General features: G+C 60.0%; 19 protein-coding genes. 11 read left to right on the top strand and 8 right to left on the bottom strand.

Annotation, left to right across the window (positions count from 1 at the left end):
• Positions 1–17 precede the first annotated feature (17 nt).
• On the bottom strand, positions 18–908 hold the full coding sequence (locus tag NKI25_RS15555) for a MurR/RpiR family transcriptional regulator (RefSeq protein WP_352826704.1): 891 nt from the start codon (positions 906–908) through the stop codon (positions 18–20).
• A gap of 181 nt (positions 909–1089) precedes the next feature.
• Here NKI25_RS15555 and NKI25_RS15550 point away from each other — a divergent pair, with 181 nt between their 5' ends.
• The 7 genes from NKI25_RS15550 to NKI25_RS15520 all read left to right on the top strand — a co-directional run bounded on the left by NKI25_RS15550 (position 1090) and on the right by NKI25_RS15520 (position 7198).
• Entirely contained in the window at positions 1090–1275 is a 186-nt protein-coding gene (locus NKI25_RS15550; RefSeq protein WP_126056235.1) for a hypothetical protein, read from the top strand.
• A gap of 123 nt (positions 1276–1398) precedes the next feature.
• Positions 1399–2403, top strand: a complete 1005-nt coding sequence (locus NKI25_RS15545) for a SctD/MshK family protein (protein WP_352591432.1) — start codon at positions 1399–1401, stop codon at positions 2401–2403.
• Positions 2400–2831 carry a hypothetical protein gene (locus tag NKI25_RS15540; protein WP_352998656.1) on the top strand — a complete coding sequence of 144 codons (432 nt, stop codon included), beginning with the start codon at positions 2400–2402 and terminating at the stop codon, positions 2829–2831. The genes NKI25_RS15545 and NKI25_RS15540 overlap by 4 nt, the downstream gene beginning before the upstream one ends.
• Complete coding sequence (locus NKI25_RS15535; protein WP_352998655.1) at positions 2809–3168, top strand: tetratricopeptide repeat protein; 360 nt, start codon at positions 2809–2811, stop codon at positions 3166–3168. Before NKI25_RS15540 ends, NKI25_RS15535 begins: the two co-directional genes overlap by 23 nt.
• Positions 3165–5333: a type III secretion system export apparatus subunit SctV gene (sctV, locus tag NKI25_RS15530; RefSeq protein WP_352623067.1), complete on the top strand. Its 2169-nt coding sequence runs from the start codon at positions 3165–3167 to the stop codon at positions 5331–5333. Before NKI25_RS15535 ends, sctV begins: the two co-directional genes overlap by 4 nt.
• 44 nt (positions 5334–5377) lie before the next feature.
• The gene (locus NKI25_RS15525) at positions 5378–6736 is read left to right on the top strand and encodes a type II and III secretion system protein family protein (RefSeq protein WP_352591420.1); all 1359 of its coding nucleotides are present in this window, start codon (positions 5378–5380) and stop codon (positions 6734–6736) included.
• A gap of 12 nt (positions 6737–6748) precedes the next feature.
• On the top strand, positions 6749–7198 hold the full coding sequence (locus NKI25_RS15520; protein WP_352998654.1) for a hypothetical protein: 450 nt from the start codon (positions 6749–6751) through the stop codon (positions 7196–7198).
• An 83-nt stretch (positions 7199–7281) separates the two neighbouring features.
• Here NKI25_RS15520 and NKI25_RS15515 read toward each other — a convergent pair whose 3' ends face one another.
• Positions 7282–8079 carry a tetratricopeptide repeat protein gene (locus NKI25_RS15515; RefSeq protein ID WP_352449146.1) on the bottom strand — a complete coding sequence of 266 codons (798 nt, stop codon included), beginning with the start codon at positions 8077–8079 and terminating at the stop codon, positions 7282–7284.
• Positions 8080–8169: 90 nt separating this feature from the next.
• Here NKI25_RS15515 and NKI25_RS15510 point away from each other — a divergent pair, with 90 nt between their 5' ends.
• Positions 8170–9210 carry an EscU/YscU/HrcU family type III secretion system export apparatus switch protein gene (locus NKI25_RS15510; RefSeq protein WP_352591414.1) on the top strand — a complete coding sequence of 347 codons (1041 nt, stop codon included), beginning with the start codon at positions 8170–8172 and terminating at the stop codon, positions 9208–9210.
• Between the two features lie 209 nt (positions 9211–9419).
• Here NKI25_RS15510 and NKI25_RS15505 read toward each other — a convergent pair whose 3' ends face one another.
• The 6 genes from NKI25_RS15505 to NKI25_RS15480 form a co-directional block, all read right to left on the bottom strand.
• Positions 9420–11048: an ABC transporter ATP-binding protein gene (locus NKI25_RS15505; RefSeq protein WP_352591411.1), complete on the bottom strand. Its 1629-nt coding sequence runs from the start codon at positions 11046–11048 to the stop codon at positions 9420–9422.
• A complete protein-coding gene (locus NKI25_RS15500; protein ID WP_352591408.1) occupies positions 11038–11922 on the bottom strand; it encodes an ABC transporter permease in 885 nt (294 codons plus the stop codon). Before NKI25_RS15500 ends, NKI25_RS15505 begins: the two co-directional genes overlap by 11 nt.
• Complete coding sequence (locus NKI25_RS15495) at positions 11919–12965, bottom strand: ABC transporter permease (RefSeq protein ID WP_352623062.1); 1047 nt, start codon at positions 12963–12965, stop codon at positions 11919–11921. Before NKI25_RS15495 ends, NKI25_RS15500 begins: the two co-directional genes overlap by 4 nt.
• Positions 12966–13065: 100 nt before the next feature.
• Positions 13066–14673 (bottom strand): ABC transporter substrate-binding protein, encoded by a 1608-nt coding sequence (locus tag NKI25_RS15490; protein WP_352591402.1) that lies wholly within the window; start codon positions 14671–14673, stop codon positions 13066–13068.
• A 112-nt stretch (positions 14674–14785) separates the two neighbouring features.
• The gene (locus tag NKI25_RS15485; protein WP_352591398.1) at positions 14786–15139 is read right to left on the bottom strand and encodes a Rieske (2Fe-2S) protein; all 354 of its coding nucleotides are present in this window, start codon (positions 15137–15139) and stop codon (positions 14786–14788) included.
• An 11-nt stretch (positions 15140–15150) separates the two neighbouring features.
• Positions 15151–16233, bottom strand: coding sequence for an amidohydrolase family protein (locus NKI25_RS15480; RefSeq protein WP_352591395.1), 1083 nt, complete (start codon positions 16231–16233; stop codon positions 15151–15153).
• A gap of 133 nt (positions 16234–16366) precedes the next feature.
• Here NKI25_RS15480 and NKI25_RS15475 point away from each other — a divergent pair, with 133 nt between their 5' ends.
• The 3 genes from NKI25_RS15475 (at position 16367) to NKI25_RS15465 (ending at position 19365) form a co-directional block, all read left to right on the top strand.
• Positions 16367–17224, top strand: a complete 858-nt coding sequence (locus tag NKI25_RS15475; protein ID WP_292653663.1) for a LysR family transcriptional regulator — start codon at positions 16367–16369, stop codon at positions 17222–17224.
• Positions 17225–17315: 91 nt separating this feature from the next.
• A complete protein-coding gene (locus tag NKI25_RS15470; RefSeq protein ID WP_352591392.1) occupies positions 17316–18392 on the top strand; it encodes an FAD-binding oxidoreductase in 1077 nt (358 codons plus the stop codon).
• 316 nt (positions 18393–18708) lie between these two features.
• Positions 18709–19365, top strand: coding sequence for a Crp/Fnr family transcriptional regulator (locus NKI25_RS15465; protein WP_352454219.1), 657 nt, complete (start codon positions 18709–18711; stop codon positions 19363–19365).
• Positions 19366–19372: the final 7 nt, after the last annotated feature.

Here is a 19372-nt window from a genome sequence, read left to right as displayed (position 1 = left end):
TCGCAACCTTTCGGATGTTATCGAGGGGGCTTCCAATAAATGCCGAAAGCAGCAAGCTGCTCTTCCGACTGTTTTACCCGTTCTGCGGCGTTCGTTTCAGACTGCGCTGCCGCCAGCGCCGCCAGAATCTCGACGGCGGCGAACGCCGGCGCCATGCTTCGGAAGAACGACTGCGAATTTGACGTAACGATAATTGTTTCCCGCGCGATCTGTGTCAGCGGCGACACGCTGCTGTCTGTGATCGCCACCACGCCGATGCCCTGCCGAGCCGACTGGCGCGCAACGTCGATCGTCGTGCGCTCGTAGGGCGATATGCCCACCGCAAGAAGCACCGCGCCACGTCCCGCGTGCTGGAGGGCATCCAGGCCCGGTCCGGCCATCTCGCCGACAAGCGTCACCTTGCAGTCGGTGCCAGCCAGCAACGACATGATGTGAACGAAGTGGCTCGCGACCGGATAGGCGGCGCGCGAGCCGACAGCGAACAGATCGCGTGACCGGGCGAGCAGACCGGCTGCCGCAATGAACTGCATGGCGTTGCGGTATTCGCCAAGGCTTGAGATCTGGGCGGCGAGCGTGTCGGCAACGACGCCGGCAGTCGAATATCCCGGATCGCCATGCTGTCCGATGCCCTGTCGCGCCGGCTCGCCCGCGCTGGTCTCGCGCAGCGCGCGCGCATAAAGGCTGCGCATATCTTCGTAGCCTTCAAGGCCAATCCATCGCGCCAGCCGCATCATCGTGCTGTGCGAAACGCCGGCCTGGTGCGCCTGCTCGCGCATCGACATCAGTGCGACATCCTTGGGATGATCCAGCACGAAACGTGCGGCGACCCGCAACTGCGGTGGCATAGTCTCGAACCGGTCGACCAAAAGCTCGGCCAAAGGACCTTTTTCCATTCTGAAATACCCCATTCACCCACCTGCCAAGGTACTCCTTGAACCCAGGCGACGCAACAGTTGGAACCGAAGTGTCTCAAATATTCCAACTGGACTTTCATTTTCGGCCATGCTGCCTTAAGCTGCCTTCGCAACCCTCCGGACTGCAGCGATGTGAGTCCGGAGTTTGCAACTTGAATAGTCCCTCAAGGAGACAATGATGGCTGCTACCCCTCCCATTACCTCCGGCTCTGCAGGGTCGCCGGAACAGAACCTGGACAAGATGATCAAGCACCAGGAGCGCATGTTTGGCCTGGAGATCACGAAAGAGATCGCGAAATCCCAGCATGACATGCTGATGAGCACCGCCAGGACGCTCGGCCAGTCGGCTGAAAAGGCCTAAGGCGGCGGATTCCCGAACCATGCGCCGCCGCAACCACCCGGCGGCGTACCTTGCACGGCGCAATTTTTTCAGCGCCGTCATCAGGCTGCATTTGAAATGGTCATCGGCGGGAGATGAAGTGGCATGACCGCTCGTCCTATCAGCAAACATCTGGAACCAGCAGCGCCGGCGCGCCAACTCCGATCGATCATCGCCCCCTCCCCGGACACCGGACATTCCATTGCGCTGAGCGTGACCCACGGATTTCACGCCGGCGCCGAAGTCAGTCTGGTCGAGCCACAATATACGATCGGCTCCAGCAATGAGTCGGACATTGTCCTGCGCGATGCCGGCATCGCACCGATTCACGCAAGGCTGCGGCGCAAGGGCAGCCAAGTTGAAATCGAAGCCGTCGGCGGCGATGTCACGTTGGCCACGGGCGAGACCATCCATGAGGGACATGGCAGCCGCTGCAGGCTGCCGCTCACCATAAGTGTTGGCGAGGCGCGCATCAAGCTGGTCAGCCTGCAACGCGTACCCAATCGATGGTCCTTTGCCAATCGCCCGCTGCTGGTCGCGAGCAGCGTTCTCTGTGCGGTTCTCGCAATTTCCATCGCCGCGAACGGGTTTTCTTTCGCCAAGCAAGAGATTGGCGCAAAGGCGTCCTCTCAAGACGGGCAACCAGTCAGAGTGGCTTTCGCCGGCCAGGCAGGGGAAAAAATCCTGGACGATTCATCGCCAGCGCAAATCCACACTGCCGCCGAAGCGGAAAGCCAGCTCAAGCTGCGCCTCGAGCAATTCGGCATAAGCACATTAACGGTTCTGCAATCAGAGGGACGCCTCGTGGTCTCGGGTATGATCCCGAATGACAAGAGTGATGTCTGGGCACAAACGCAATCCTGGTTCGATCAGTCGTTCGGCGCTCACCTTCCCCTCATCTCAAACGTCATGGTTGGCAATGCGCAGCAGGCCCCGCGCCTGAGGCTGCAGGCGATCTGGTATGGCGAGCGGCCCTACGTCATCGCAGCCGATGGCACGCGCTATCACGAAGGTGCGTTCACCGACGACGGCTGGGCCGTCAAACACATCGGCGAAACCGAACTTCTCCTGACCAAGGGCGGCGCCACGGTCGCGCTGAAATATCCGTGAACCGGCGGCTTGAAGCGGCACGATTCGACACGGCACGGGTTGACACGTCGGGCCGCGAGGGGCGGCAGGCGGAAGGTGTGCGGGGCCAGGCCATCAGCCGGCGACGGATGAATGGAGTCGACAAAGCAGCAAACCGTGCTCAGGGGACGAAATCAGCCGCCGGTGCAGAAAGGCCGGAAACGGCGGAATTCCAGGCTTCTCAAGGTGCGGCCGGCGAGTCGCTCGACGAGATACTCGCCAATTTCGTCATGCCCAATATTCCCGAACCGGCTATCCTGCGGCGCTCCGTGCCCATTCTCCAGCACCTCGTAATGCACCTGGTCCCAACCCTTGAGGGTGGGGAGCAACTCAAGACGCTCGCCAGAACGCTGATGGAAGATGAAATCGAGCGTCATCGCGATCTGCTTGGTCGCATGCAGGAAGGATAGAACTCTGACCGACCCGCGTGACACCGTGCATCTTTTGCATGTCCTGGGCTATCTCTACGGGTGCCACGGGCAGGCAAAGCGGGGCGCGGCCTACCTGCTTATTGCTGCACAGCTCTCGCCGGCAAATGCCGGCGTCCTCAGAACGTTGGCGCACCTTCTCATACTCGATGGCGAGGCGGAAAAGGCGCTTGCCACGATTGCCAGGCTGGAGACCTTGGAAGGAATGGATCACCCGGTGCTTACATTGCTGAAGAGCCGCGCCTTGCTCGTGGCCGGGCGCAAGACGGAGGCGCGCAGTGCCTTGCTTAGCTTCCTGTCGCAACGAGGCGTCGGATGACCGTCTCGGAACGGCTGATGCAATTCCTTGCCAGGCTGTCACGCCGCAGTGATCTGGTCATTGCCATTCTGATGCTCGTCGCGGTGGTAATGATGCTCATTCCATTGCCGACGTTTCTCGTCGACAGTCTCATCACTGCAAACATCGCCATCAGCGTGCTTATTCTGCTGGCCTCATTCTACGTCTCTCATCCACTGCAGTTTTCGTCACTGCCGTCGGTCATCCTCATCGCCACTTTGTTCCGGCTGGCGATCACGATCACGACCACGCGACTGATCCTGCTCCAGGCCGACGCAGGCGAGATCATTACCGCCTTCGGCACCTTCGTCGTTGGCGGCAGCATTGCCGTGGGCCTCGTCATCTTCCTGATCATCACCGTTGCGCAGTTCATCGTTGTTGCGCGGGGTGCCGAACGCGTCGCCGAGGTGGCCGCGCGCTTCACGCTCGATGCGCTGCCGGGCAAGCAGATGAGCATCGATGCCGAGCTGCGCAACGGCGACATCGACCAGGCGGAGGCACGCCATCTGCGCCAGCAGCTGGAGCGCGAGAGCCAGCTGTTTGGCGCAATGGACGGCGCCATGAAATTCGTCAAGGGAGACGTGATTGCAGGCATTGTGATCATTTTGGTCAACTTGATAGGTGGTTTCGCAGTCGGCACGCTGCAGCACGACATGTCGCTCGGCGACGCGGCGGCGACCTACACGTTGCTCACCGTGGGTGATGGCCTGGTGGCGCAGATACCCGCATTGCTCGTCGCTGTGGCCGCCGGCACAATGGTGACGCGCGTCGGCAGCGCGGACGGAACGGGCGATCTTGGCCAGCAAATAACCAGCCAACTGCTCCGCGACTCCCGCGCGCTCGCACTCGCAGCCGTGATCATGGTCGGCCTTGCCATGGTGCCAGGCTTCCCCTCCATCATGTTCCTGGTCCTTGGTGGCTGCTGCGGCGCCGGCGCCTATGCAATCAATCGCCGCTCCGCCCAGGATTCCGAGCCTCAAGACATCGGCCATACCGCCTCGCCTGCACAGCGGGGGAATTCCGCGTCGCTTTCGGCAATCTCCACCGCAACACTATCTCCATCCTACCGCGTGGTCGTGCGCTTCGGAACCGAGCTCGCACACTTAGTCCCGGAGCCCGAATTTGCCGCGCTCGCCGACGGCGTGCGCCGTGAACTCTTCGGTGATCTCGGTGTCGACGTTCCGGCCATCGGCATGCAGGTCGACGAGATGCTTTCGCAACGAAGCGTCCGCGTCGATCTGGAAGGTGCGCCCATCCTGGATGCTGAAATTCCTGCCAACCGTGTTCTTGTCGAAGCGGACACGACGCATCTCGATCTGCTCCAAATACCTTACGAAAAAGGTTCTCCGATTGCCGGTCTGCGTAAATTCGTATGGGCCGATGACAGCTACCTGTCAGCACTGAAGGGAGCCGGGTTCGTCTTCTCAACGCCGGTGCAAATAGCGGCCAAATGGACCGGCCATGCACTTCGTCTTTATGCCGGCCATTTCGTCGGGATTCAGGAGACACGCAGGCTGCTCTCGGACATGGAACCGGATTATGCGGATCTGGTCAGGGAGGCGCAGGAGACCGTGCCGCTCCAGAAGATCGCGGAAGTGCTCCGCCGGCTCGTCGGGGAAAACGTCCCGATCCGCAATCTGCGCCTTATCCTCGAGGCACTCATCGAATGGGGCCAACGCGAACAGGACGTCCTCTTGCTGACGGAACATGTCCGCACATCCTTGAAGCGCCAGATCAGCTTCCGCTTCGCCGGCCGCAACAACATCATCGCGGCCTATGTGTTGCAGCGGTCGGCCGAAGACATCCTGCGAAACGCGGTGCAAAGCACATCGACCGGCACCTTCCTGAATCTGTCGGACGATGATGCGCAGGCTTTGGTCACCGAAATCGAGCGAGCCCGGTCGCAGAACGCCACCGATGTTTCACCGGTCGTCCTCGCCGCGATGGATGTGCGCCGTCACATGCGCAGCCTGCTGGCACACAATGCCATCGAGCTTCCGGTCCTGTCCTTCCAGGAACTCGCACACGAATTCAACGTCCAGCCGCTGGCCACGATCGCCGGCCGCTCCGGCAAAGCCGGCGCGCGCGTCGTCTCCCATTCGCTCCCGTCGGCTCAGGCGAATGCCGCGCAGGAGGCGCCCTCCTGACGCCAGCCGGACGGACGACATTGGGGATTCAGGAGAGAAATGGCATGACCATCCACAACACCGCGGCAGGCGCAGGATCAGCCGCTTTCGCCCGGCGGGCAGATTTAGGCCGGCTCGCTATCGCGACGATTGGCGCCCTGCTGGCGTTGTTGCTCACACTGGCCGATGCGACGGCACAGAACATATCAGCGTTGCCGAGCAAACCAACGGTCGGCTTGCCGGTCGGGCAAGGACGCTTATTGCGGTTCAATGAACCGGTCGAATCCGTGCTGATTGCCGATACCACGATCGCGGACCTTCAGGTCGTGTCGCCGAGCATGGTCTATGTGTTCGGCCTCAAACCCGGCCTGACCAACCTCATTGCGATCACGGCCGATGAACGGATCGAGGCAACGGCCCAGTTCCGCGTCACCCCCGATGTCACGCCTGCTACCGAGGCCAAGCAAGCAATGCAGCCGAGCTCGGCGACAAATCTCCACATTTTCGGGACCCGTATCGTTGCAACAGGTGAGGCGCGAGGCGTCGATGAGGCAACGGATCTGGACAATGTCGCCCGGACCTTCTCGCCACCGGAACAGCCGCCGCTGAACAACATGACCGTGCAGGGCTCACAGCAAGTCAACATTCGGGTTCGCTTCGCCGAGGTCTCGCGCACGGAACTGCAGTCCTACGGCGTCGACTGGTCCGTCGGCTACAGGAGCGGCGGCTTCGAATTCAACATGTTCCAGGACAACGGTGTGCCCTCGGGCAACGGGAATTTCGGTTTGAACATGGACCAGGCGCATGGCCTGAACTTCGACATTCTGATCGAGGCCCTGCAACGCAACGGCATCGTCAAGATACTGGCCGAACCGAACCTGACGGCCATGACCGGTCAGACGGCAAGCTTTCTCGCCGGTGGCGAAATTCCGGTTCCGATCCCGCAAGGAACCGACGTCGTCACCGTCCAATACAAGCCCTTCGGCGTATCCCTCGGCTTCACCCCGACGCTGATCGGCCGCAATCGCATCGCGCTCCATGTCCAGCCGGAAGTCAGTTCTCTATCTGAGACCGGATCCGTAAGCGCCAACGGTTTCGCCATGCCGAGTTTCGTCGTGCGCAAGGCCGACACCACGGTCGAAGTGGCGAGCGGTCAGACATTTGCGATCGCCGGCCTTTTCCAGCAGCGGACTTCGCGCAATCTGGAAAAGTTTCCGGTGCTGGGCGATGTACCGGTGCTTGGCCCGCTTTTTCAATCACAGCGTTTCCAGCACGAAGAGACCGAACTGGTCATTTTGATTACGCCCTATCTGGTGGAACCGGTGCGCGACAGCCTCGCCACGCCGCTTGATCGTCCGGCAGCCAAGCACCGCAGCCGCAAGCACGCCAATGACGCATCGGCGACGGGTCTGATCATCAAGTAACGAGGACCGGATATGACATCCCCCATCGCATTTTTCTGCGTTGTTCCAGCGCTGGTTCTGGCCGGCTGCGCGAGCAGCCCGCAACAGCGGCAGGATTATTCGCCTGGCTACAACTATGTTTCGACGGATGCAGGCGGCTCCGAGAAAGGTGTCGGCGGCTCAGTTCTTGCTCCCGATGCCTGTCTGGCCGAGCCAGCCGACGACGACAACTCTGCTGCCAAGACGAATCTGACGATCGTCTCCGGCGTCGGCTCCCATCTGCCGCCCGGTTGCGCCAATGCCTTCAATCTTCAGCGGATGTCCGAAAGCCAGCGTGACCTCGTACAAGGCCGCCGCATGGGCCCGGCGGCGGCGGCACCGACCGCGCGCGCGGCCCGTCGCTACCTCGATGGCGAGGAGGCTCCGATAGGCGGCGCCAACAGCGCGCCGTCGGTGCCGCAAACAACGCTCCCAGTCGAGTGAGCCGGCGCGGTATTCGCCCGCGTAGTGTCACCCTACGCGTCGCGCTTCGCGGAAGATCGCTTCAGGCCCTCCGGCCCGATTCGCTAGCCGAGGATGGAGCCGAGCGCCTTCGCTTTGGCCTGAGTGCTGCCCTTCAGCCGAATGGTTCTTGCGCGGGCAAGCAGGGTGGCCACCTCCTTGGTCGTCAGCCCGATTGGCGGCGAGGCCTTGACCTGGTCGGCCTGGCCAAGAAGCCCGTACACCACCACAATGTTGCGCTTGTGGTGCAATTGCGCATTGGGAGCGGCGGCAATTTTCTGCACCAGCGGCAGCGCCGCAGCGGAATTGTCTTCGAGGGCTGCCGCCAATGCCATGTTGGTCTCGACGTCAAGATCGCCCGGCGCAAGTCTCAACGCCTGGGCGAAAGTCTCCTGCGCCTGCCCTGTCTGCCCGGCGAAAGTCTGCGCAACGCCCAATCGGTTGTAGGCGCCGCTGGTGTTGACCAGCGGCGCTGCCTGCGCAAGCGCGCGCATGCCTGCATCGATATCGCCTACCTCCATCATCGCCGAGCCAAGCCCAAGCATTGCTCCCCCGTCATTGGGAGCTTTGGCGAGCGCGGCCCGATAAGCTTTGGCGGCATCGGCAGGATAGCCTGCCCGCATGTAAGCGTCGCCTGTCTTGACGAACGCGCTCGCCTTGGCGCCTGGCATTGCTGCGGCGCGCTGGTAGAGCGCGATGGCGGTATCACTTTCTCCGCGCGCATCAATATCGTCGGCAAGCTTGATCAGGCGCTCGGATTGAGACGATGGGCCCTGCGCCTTGGCCTGCACGGAGCCGGTTTGGGTCGTCTGGCAACCGCTCAGCGCCAGCGCGACGACGACTGGCATGAATACGACACGCAACCGCAAATCCACCTCTCCGTATTCAAGCCTGTCCCACCTTACACAGGGCATCGGCCGACTGGAACCACGATAGTGCGGTAAGATTGCAACATGGCCGAAGAAGCTGAGGAAAAGAAATTACCGGCGTCCGACAAGAAGCTTCGTGACGCCCGCCGCAAGGGCCAGGTTTCGCAAAGCCGCGACCTGGTATCCGGCTTCACTCTTTTCGCAGCGCTTGGCTATCTCTATTTTTGCTGGCCGCTGCTCTTCAAATATCTTTCGGAACTCGTGCAGACTGTGACGGTGCCCGGCGGCTCTTTCGAGGAGGTCAGCCTACGTGCCATCCACCACTCGTTCTCATTGCTGATGCTTGCCACATTGCCGCTAGTCGGCATCGTTGTGGTTCTCACCGTAGCCTTCGGCATGCTGGCCACGTTCGGGCCGGTCTTCTCGTTCGAGCCGCTCAAGCCGCAGTTCGATCACATAAACCCGGCGAAGGGCCTTCAGAAGATCCTGTCGCTCCGCAATGTCATCGAGTTCGCCAAGGGCCTCGTCAAGGTGGTGTTCCTGGCAAGCCTTTTCGTATTCATCCTGATCGCCTGGCTACAGCCTCTCTTCGATGCGCCAGGCTGTGGTCAGACATGCCTGGAGCCGATCATCAAGGCGGTGATGACACCTCTCGGGACTGCCGCCGCCCTGGCCTTTATCGTCATCGGCTTGATCGATGTTCCTATTCAGCGCTGGCTGTTCCTACGGGACATGCGCATGACAACAACCGAATACAAGCGCGAACACAAGGATCTCGAAGGCGATCCATTGATCCGCCGTGAACAGCAGCGACAGCGGCGCGAAGCAGTGATGCAGCCTGCGAAGCTAGGTGTGGAAAACGCGGTCATCGTCTTGGTGTCAGGCGACCGCGCCGTGGCGTTGCGCTACGTCAAGGGCGAAACGCCTGTGCCGACAATTGTCGGCAAGGGTCAGGGCCGTGCGGCCGAAGATATGATGGCTCAGGCGCGCGAGGCAGGTATCCCCATAGTCGAGGATGCCGTTACCGCCCAAGCGATCTTCGAAAATGCGAACATCGGGTCTTATATCGGCCAGCAGATGTTTTCCCCGGTCGTTCGCCACCTCGTCCGGCACGGGCTCACTTGAAGCCGAAAACCCTGCGATTGTCGTTCTATGCCAGTCTAGCCCTGTCGGCTGGTGGAAGCGAAGCGGAAGTCCCGTTGTCGCGCATCCGTCAGCGTCAAGGCGGCCCGGCGGAAGACCGAGCAGGCCGATTCAATGAGGGCGTTTCGGTGGACCTGTCATGCCGCTCGATCCGCAGCTTGCGTTCATTCGCGTTGAATAACAATGCGTCCTCAGCCCCGGCTGGCCAGCAGCCTTGTCAGCCAATCCGGATCCATTTCTGGCACGGAGGATAAAAGCCGTTCGGTATAGGGGGCATGCGGCGGCGTGAGAATTTCGCTCTTCAATCCCTGCTCAACGACTTTCCCCTGGTGCATGACCACAATTTCGTCGGCGATCGCTCGCACGGTGGCAATGTCATGGGTGATGAAAATGTAGCTCATGGCGAGCTCGCGCTGAAGCCGCATCAAGAGCTTCAGGATATCCTCCTGCACAATCTGGTCGAGGGCGGATGTGATTTCGTCGCAGATGATGAGTTCCGGATCGGCGGCCAACGCCCGGGCGATGCAAACGCGCTGCTTCTGGCCCCCCGACAGTTCGGCCGGCAGACGATCCAAGTAAGTTTCGCTCATCTCGACCATGTGCATGAGTTCGCCGATCCGCCGATCCCGCTGCGCTCCCTTGAGGCCAAGATAGAATTCAAGCGGCCGAGCTATGACTTCTTCGACCGTCTGGCGCGGATTTAGCGCGTTGTCGGGCATTTGATAAATCATCTGTATGCGACGCAGAATCTCTTTTGGGCGGGTCTCCAGGGTCTTGGAAAGGGCCTGGCCGGCAAAGGAAATCGACCCCGAAAGCGGCGGCAACAGGCCGGTAACGACGCGAGCGAGCGTCGATTTCCCGGAACCGGATTCGCCGACCACAGCCACTGTTCGTCCACGTGGAACTTTGATGGAGACATCCTGGAGCACCTTGACCCTCCGCGCGTAAGCCGCGGTGACGTTGTCTATCGTAAGCAGATATTCATCGGCCGGAACTTCGGGCTTGGCGAGCTTGCGCACGGCCCAGAGCGTTTTGGTATATTCCTGGCTGGGCGAGGCGAGCATCTGGCGTGTTTCAGCCTCCTCCACGGTAAGTCCATCGCGCAAAACCATGATGCGGTCCGCCATTTGCGCCACCACCGCCAGATCATGCGTCACATAGATTGCAGCCGTGTTGAATTCCTCCACGACATTGCGAATGGAGGCGAGAACTTCGACCTGCGTCGTCACATCGAGCGCCGTCGTTGGCTCGTCGAAGACGATGAGGTCCGGACGACAGGCCATCGCCATCGCGGTCATTGCCCGTTGCAACTGTCCGCCGGAAACCTGATGAGGATAGCGAAAGCCGATGGTCTCCGGGTCTGGAAGCTGAAGACGCCGATAAAGATCGACGGCACTCCGGTTCGCTTTCTCTCGGCTGGCAATCCCATGCGCCACCACAGTTTCGACAGTCTGGTCGAGGAGCCGGTGGGCCGGATTGAAAGAGGCCGCGGCGCTTTGCGCGACATAGGCGAGACGGGAGCCTCTGAGGCGACGCCGCCCTGTTTCGCTGAGTGCCAGAAGATCGATCCCGTCGAACAGGATCGAGCCCTGTGTAATACGGCAGCCCGGCTTGGCGTAACCCATCGCGGCGAGGCCAATGGTGGATTTGCCGGCGCCTGACTCGCCGATCAGGCCAAGAACCTCCCCCCGCTTCAGCGCCAGATCGACCCCGCGGACAATGGGATGCCATCGCTCGTCCGAGAAGCCCTCCACATGGAGATTGCGGATCTGCAGTAGATCCTTGCCTTTTTCGCGCGAGGCCGGACCGCTACCTTTCATCCCGCAACCCGCTTGTTGCGTGCAGGAACCAGTCCACGACGAAATTCACGGATACCGTGAGGAGGGCAATCGCGCCGGCCGGCAGCAGCGGCGTGACATCGCCGTAGGTGATCAGGGTTGCATTCTCGCGCACCATCGATCCCCAATCGGCGGTCGGCGGCTGAATGCCGACGCCCAAGAAGGACAGTGCCGCGATCGTGAGGAATACGAAGCAAAATCGCAAGCCGAACTCCGCGACCAGCGGCGGCATCACGTTGGGAAGGATTTCCTTGGCGATGATCCATTTCGGGCCTTCCCCGCGCAATCGCGCCACTTCGACATATTCCATCACTGCCACGTTAAGCCCGACGGCGCGTGCGAGCCGAAAGACACGGGTAGAATCGAGCAGCGCAATTATGATTATCAGGCTGGTGATCGACGACCCGAAGATCGAAAGCAGCACCAGGGCGAAGATCAGGCTTGGGATCGACATCAACACGTCAACCGCACGCGACAGTATCTGGTCGAGCCATCCTCTGTACAATGCGGCTAGAAGACCTAGCGAGACGCCGACTGCGAAGGACAGCAGTGTGGTCGCGACGGCGATACCGATGGTGTTGCGCGCACCGTAAATCAAGCGTGTGAGCATATCGCGGCCGAGCTGGTCGGTTCCCAGTTTGAACTGCTCGCTCCACGGTGCGAAGGCTTCGCTGAAGACCTGCGTTTCGCCGTATGGGGCGATCCAGTGCGCGAACACCGCAACGATGACATAGCCGATGATGACGAGGATGCCGAACCAGGCACTGAAGGGTGCCTTCTTCAGCGCCGTTTTGGCCCGGGTGGCGCGCGAGCGCCTCAGCCTGTGAACCTGAGCGATGGGTTCGTAGCTGGTCATCGTGGATGCAAGAGCCTTGGATTGGTGGCGATCGAAATGATGTCGGCGGTCAGATTGAGCAGGATGTAGGTCGCCGCGAAAATCAGGGCGCAGGCCTGGACAACCGGAACATCCCTGGATTTGACCGCATCAACCATCAGCTGACCAATGCCGGGATAGACGAACACCACTTCGACCACGACCACTCCGACGACCAGATAAGCGAGATTAAACGCTACCACCGTGACGATCGGAGCCCAGGCGTTGGGCAACGCATGCCTGAGTACGATGGCCATGGGCGACATTCCCTTCAGACGCGCCATGTCGATATAGGGGCTTGCCAGCATGTTGATGATCGCCGCTCGTGTCATGCGCATCATGTGGGCGACGATGACGAGCGTAAGTGTGATTGCCGGCAAGGCTACTCTCCAGACATGCTCCCAGAATGGCGTCTGGTCGTTCACATTCGACAAAGTCGGGAACTTGGGAACTGCGTTGAGCATCCAGTTCAGTGACACTGCGAGCCAGTGCGGCAGGGATTGTGCAAACTCGGATCCGATGAACGTGTCGCGCGAGATGACCAGGTAGGCGAGCATATAGGCGACGAAAAACTCCGGGAACGAAATGGTTGTCAGCGTCATTGCGTTCACCAGCCGGTCGAACCAGCCATTGCGGTAGAGCGCAGCGAGGATGCCAAGTCCCAGGGCCAGCGGAACTGCTATCAGCGCTGTCATCGATGCAAGGAACATCGTATTGTAGAGGCGCGGCGCGATGATCTCGGCGACAGTGCGCCGATACCCGGTGCGGCTCGCGAACGAAGAGCCGAAATCCCCGTGGAGCATCTGCCCGACCCAGACGAAGTAGCGCTCGACAGGCGGACGGTCGATGCCAATTTCTCGCTGGAAGGCGGCGACCGTTTCGGGTGTGGCGGATTGCCCGAGCATCGCCTTGGCGAAGTCGCCCGGAAGCATTGCAATCGCAGAAAAGATGATGATGGACACGATGAACAGCGTGACGAGGCCGAGGCCAAGGCGCTGCAGAACCGTTCTTGCGACGGGGTTCATTTGCACGCGTTTCCCGTTGCGGCCGCTGCCCTGCCACATCCGGCAGGGCACACCGGGGCCAACCGGACCCTCGCAACCATCGCGGGTCCGGCCCGCACTCTCACGCAGTGGCGATCCACCAGCGTTCGGCCATCTTCAGTCCATCGTTCTCCCAGTTCGGCGCCACTTCGCCATGTGCGAGCTTATTGGATTTGGCGCTGACGAAATTGTTGAAGACCAGTACGATGCTGCCGCCATCATCATGGGTCAGTTGCTGCATCTCGGCATACATTGCCGCCCGCTTGGCCTCGTCGGTCTCGGCGCGCGCCTGGGCAAGCAACTCGTTGAAGCGGGGATTTTTCCAGAACGACTCGTTCCAGCTGGAGTCTGCGGCGAAGGCTTGCGTGAACATCCAGTCGGCGGTCGCGCGACCGCTCCAATAGGAAGCGCACCAAGGTTTCTTGAGCCAGACATTATCCCAATAGGCGTCCTCGGCCTCACGCACGACGTTTACGTCGATGCCGCACTGGGCTGCCGTTTCGCGGATGAGCGCAGCCGCGTCCACAGCGCCTGCAAAAGCGGCATCGGCGACCGAGAGATCCACCTTCAGTTTTTCCATTCCGGCCTTTTTCAGATAATGCTTGGCTTTCTCCGGATCGAAACTGTGTTGCGGCTGCGGATTCGTGGCGAATTTGATTGCCGGCGCGATCGGGTTGTCGTTGGCCACGGTGGCGTGGCCGAGAAAGATCTTGTCGACGATCTCCTGACGATTGATCGCCCATTTCAAAGCCATTCGGACGTCCGGATTGTCGAACGGCGCCATCGTGACATTCATCGGCAAGGTATAGTGGCCATAGCCGGTGACCTCGACGATCTCCACCTTGGGATTGCGTTTCAACATGCCGAGGGTCTTGAGGTCGGCGCGGCCAATATAGTCCACCTCCCCTGTCGATAACGCGGCCATGCGAGCGGCGAGATCGGTGATGGCGATGAACTCCACCTCGTCGAGATAGGGTTTGCCATTTTTGAAGTAGTTCGGATTGCGCTTGAGCTTGGCCGAAACTCCGGGCTGGAAGTTCTCAAGCACGAAAGCACCGGTGCGAACGCCCGATCCCCAATCCGCCTTGCCGTCCTTGGCCGGCATGATGACCAGATGGTAGTCACTCATGATGTAGGGGAAGTCGGCATTGCCGCTCTTCAACGTGAAGACAACCGTCTCCGGGCCGTCCGCCTTGATGCTGGCGACCGGTTCAAGCAGCGGCTTCGCCGCCGATTTGGTTTCGTCGCCCATATGGTAGCGCAGCGAAGTCACGACGTCGTCCGCCGTCACATTCTTGCCGTTGTGGAAGGTTGCGCCCTTGCGCAGCTTGAAGACCCAGGTTTTGGCGCCATCCGACGATTCAAAGCTCTCGGCAAGGTCCGGCTGGACGTTGCCTTTGGCGTCGACCTCGGTGAGGCTGTTGGACATCGAGCCCGAGAACACGGTTTGTGTGAATGTGTCCGGGTAGCCGGCCGGATCGATCGAATCCGTTGTTGCCCCATGTGCCATGCCGAGCTTGGCGAAGCCGCCCTGCAGCGGTTCGGCCCGGGCCGTGCTGACGAAGAGCTTGTCCGCAGCGGTAAGCGTCAGCCCAGCGGCCAGCCCAAGATGAATGAAGTCGCGACGGGAAATCTTGCCGCGGCCAATCTGGCTTTGAGCGATACCAAGCTTGTATTCAGATTCTGACATTTGACTCTCCCATTGCGGATTTTCCGCGTTATTGTTCGTCAAGCACCTGTGAAGAAATCTGCTCGTCAGCCGCGATCACCCTTTCTTCTGACCGCTCAAATCCGCACCTCGATCAGGCTGTCACATAGATGCTGCCCGCCTCGACGGTGACTGGAAATGTGCGCGCGCGAACGGACGGATCGACCAGGGCCGCGCCTGATTTGATGTCGAATTCCCAGCCATGCCAGGCGCAGCGCACGATCTCGTTTTCGCGGTGATAGATGAATTGCGCCCCTTCGACCGGTGCAGTTGTTCCGCATTGCGGCCCCTCGCAAAGCGGAGCGCCGCGGTGCGGACAAACATTCAGCAGCGCGTGGAATGAATCTCCGATGCGGAAAACCCCGACCGAAAGGCTGCGGATCTTGGTGATGAAGGGAGATCCGGTTTCGATCTCGTCGACACGGCAAATATATGTCTTCTCAGGCATCGTCTGCTTCCTCAGGCGGCATTCGCCGCTTGCGCGCGGGGGATGCGTTTGTAGACCTCCAACGCATTCAGCCCCATGATCTTGCTCTTCCAGGCGGGAGGGATTTGCAGCGTGTTGGCGTCGTCGTAATCCCAATGCGGATAATCGGAGGCAAACATCAGCGTATTTTCGCCGTCCATCGCCTCGAGAGTGGACCAGAGATGCTGAATATTTGCGGGCTGCTCCAGCGGCTGCGTGGAAAAGCGGATGTTGCGCCGGCAGTATTCGGACGGCAGCATCTTCAGCCATGGCGTCTCTTTGCGTAGAGCTTTGTAATCGGCGTCCAGGCGCCATAATACCGACGGCACCCAGGCGACGCCGCACTCGATGACTACGAAGTAGAGATCCGGCCATTTCTCGAAGACGCCATGCGCAATCATGCTTGCGACATGTGAAATCGCCGACATGTGCAGGATGGCATGGGTCTCCCAGAAGAATGTCGTCGGGGCCGGAGCAATCGCGGTCGAATTCACGCCGCCATGGCCGCCCAGATGAATGGCAAAGGGCAGCCCCACCTCGGCGCAAGCCTCATAAATTGGATGGTAAAACGGATCGCCATAGGGCTTGACGGAGCCTTGCGAAGCGAGAACCTGAACCATGCGCGGGTGATTGCCCAGACGGCGTATCTCGGCGGCCGCGAGCTTCGGATCCTGTGGCGCGACGATGATCGAGCCCATGAAGCGATCGTCCTTCGGCAGCCAGTGGTCGATCTGATAGTCATTGTAGGCGCTGACGAGGGCGCTGGCATAATAGGGATTGGCGAGGGTGGAAGCCTCGATCGGCTCGTCGCCGGTCAGGATCGCCACATCGACCTTGTACTTGTCGAGGTGTTTTTCCTTCATGATGAGATAGTTGTCGGCTTCTGTTTTCGGACGGACGTCCTTGCGGGAGAAGTCCTGCGGATGAAACCAGGGACGATGGCCATGCGGGAAGGCGCCAACGGGACCTGTCTTCTCGCCTTCGACGAACATGTCCTTCCATAGGCCGGAAAGGTAAGGCTCCAACACGGTCGCGCTTGACCAGTAATTGTGACAATCGCAGTCGACTATGAACACGTTGCTCAGCTCCGTAGCTTCAGCCTGGTCGATCTGCCGGCCGATTTCACCGTGTGCAGCTTCCGCCTTGAGTATTGTTTGATCAAGCTTATGATCCTGCGCAATATGATCGACTTTTTCGATCGGAGGTCATGTGCAGCTAGATCACATCGAAACCTTTCTCGACATTATCGAGTCGCGAAACTTCAATCGCACCGCCGATCGGTTGGGATTGACCCAGTCGACGATCAGCACCCGCATCAAGAATCTGGAGAGTGCGATCGGGTCGGAGCTCTTTCAGCGCGGGCGTGCCGGTGCTGAGCCGACAGCCGCAGGGCGGCGGTTCGAAGCGTACGCCAGATCCCTGCTGTCGACGTGGTCGCAAGCTCGCCACGACGTGCGAGCGTTCAACCGTTTCGAGGGCACCTTGCGCATCGCCGCTCAAGTAGGCATGACCCGTTCGGTCCTGCCGGGATGGGTCGAGACACTGTGCCAGGCGCTTCCCAAATCCTCGATCCATGTCGAGTCGGATTATTCGAACCAGATGGTCAGCGACCTAAGCATGGGAAATCTCGATATCGCCGTGCTTTATGCGCCTCGTTACCTGCCTGAGATCGCCTACGAGCATCTGATGGTCGAGGAATATGTGATGGTTTCGACGGCTGCCAGAACGCTGTCCGACGTCGACCCTGAAACCTACATTCGCCCGGGCTACACCGCCGTGCTGGAAAAGACGCACGCAGAGCTGCTGGCCGAGTTGGCGATCTGTCGGCTTTCGACGGGATCGGAAACTCTGGCGGAGATCATGCTCCGACGAACGGGCGGCACCTGCTATATGCGTAGCGACGATGCGCGCCGGTTCACGGCCGAGCTCCCATCGTTTCTCGTCGAGGGAGCGCCGACGCTGCACCAGCCAGTCCACACCGCGATACTCGCGCGCCGCAAACATGAACCAATTATTCGCAAAGGCATCCGAGCTCTCCAGGTCGCCGTAATGTCTCTGGAAGTCTAATCGAAATTACCGATCATAAAGGCAGGATTGCGCGGCTGTTCAGCGGGGTTTGAAGTGGCATCTTGGCTCGACTTCAAACCCGAGTTGACTGATGAATGCATACGCGGCCTTTGCAGCCTCCGGCTTCGTCCCAACAAAGCGTCATCGGCAGTGGGCACAGACCACATCGCAGCTTGTGCTCTGCCGGCGCGTGATCGACGAAACGCACGATGTGAAAACATTCGTTCTCACACCCACTTCAGATCGGATGTTCTGCTTCAGCGCTGGCCAGTATGTTCTGGTGCACCTTAGGATCAACGGTGCCGCGGTGACGCGCTCCTACTCCGTTTCGTCACCGCCGACGCGACCGCTCGACCTACAGATCACCGTGAAACGGACGCCGGGCGGGCTCGTTTCGAATTGGCTGCATGACAATTTGATGCCGGGCGACGGGATCGAGATCGAAGGGCCGCTCGGCTCGTTCAATCTCGACGATCTGCCGCATGCAAAGTCCCTCTTCCTTTCAGGTGGCAGCGGGATAACTCCCGTCATGTCGATGCTGCGCGCATTTACCGACCGCGCAGCCGACCAGGATATCCGCTTCATTCACAGTGCGAGAACGCCGGAAGACATCATCTTTCGGCTTGAACTGGACGCACTTGCCGCTCGCTTTCCCAATGTTAAAGTGACTTGCATTTGCAGTCAGGAAGACGCGGCATGGAGGGGTCCAACTGGACGCATTGGCAGTCAAATGCTCCTGAACCTGGTTCCCGATCTCCATAGCCGCACCATTTTCGCTTGTGGGCCGGAATCCTACATGAAGACGGCACGCGGCTGCCTGGAGGCAATCGGCCTCGCCCGTTCACAGTATCATGAGGAGAGCTTCGGAGGCGGCAACAGTTCGCGTTCGGTACCGGCTTCAAAGGTTTCGTCTTCGGTCCGCTTCGTCAGGTCTGGCGTTGCGCATGACTGCGCGCCCGGAGAGACCTTGCTCGAAGCGGCGCGCCAATGTGGCGTCTACGTCCCGACCGCTTGCCAGCAGGGAGTTTGCGGGACCTGTCGGATCGCCAAGCTGTCTGGCGAAGTCGTCATGGATGACTTAGGCGGGCTGACATCGGAAGCCAAATCGGCAGGCTACGTCCTGGCGTGCTGCAGCCGCCCGCAAGGCGACGTTTTGCTTGACCTGTAATTGCCATCCGCATCCGGGTCAGCTTTTGCGTTCCATAGCCAAGCCATAGTGTTGCGACCGCAATGTGATTAGCGTTTCGGAGCCTGTTGTCCGGCTGCACGGGAGAGTTCACCGCCGCTGAACCCCTTAAATTAATTGCAGTTTACCTCATTCAAACAGACGAGGACAGTATGCAACCCCGCCCCTAGGGTAAGAGGTCGTTCTGTCGATTTGTTCGGGAGAAACTATTGCAAGTCGTGTGGAACCAGAAGCAAGTTCGCGATTCTTCATGCAGACACTATTGGAGTTCATGTGCTCGCATCCCATAGGGGGAACGTTGTCGAAGGACGAGTGGGGGAACAACGATTTTCTCGGTGTTACCGCAAAAATCTATAAACCCCATTCGGTGATATGCCGGCAGGAGGACGACAACAGTGAGATATTCATTGTAAAATCGGGCTGGGGCATACTTTATCAGGCACTGCCGGACGGAGAGCGGCAGATCATAGACACTCCCCTCAAGGGGGATGTCGTCGGTTTCCGTGGCTTGGACGGACCCCGTCTTGCGTCGCTGGCGTCCATAACCGAACTAGCTGTTTATGAAATTTCCAGTAAGGAACTGGTCGAGGCCATCCTGTCGGAAGGCCGAATCGGGAAGAAGATCGCCTGCTCCCTGGCGCGCCTGAACGCCATCCTTGCCGAACATCTCATGAATACCGGGCGGCGGAACGCGATGAGGCGTACCGCCCACTTCCTGCTAGAGTTGGAGGTGAGGCTCTCCAGGGTTGGGCTGTCGGCGCATGGAAGGTATGAGTGTCCTCTTGCCCAGCATGAACTGGCCGACATACTCGGCATGACCACGGTTCACGTCAACCGAACGTTAAGGGAGCTCCGCAAGGCCGATCTCGTTTCTTTCAAGTCAGGCCATGTAGAGGTGATCAATCGCAAGAAGCTGGTCGAAACAGCCGGATTCGACAGCGAGTATCTCAGGTAGCGGCTAT

Source organism: Mesorhizobium sp. M0808, assembly GCF_040320025.1.
Classification (GTDB): domain Bacteria; phylum Pseudomonadota; class Alphaproteobacteria; order Rhizobiales; family Rhizobiaceae; genus Mesorhizobium.
Note: the sequence above shows the minus strand (reverse complement) of the source record. Positions and strands in the feature narration are given on the sequence as shown.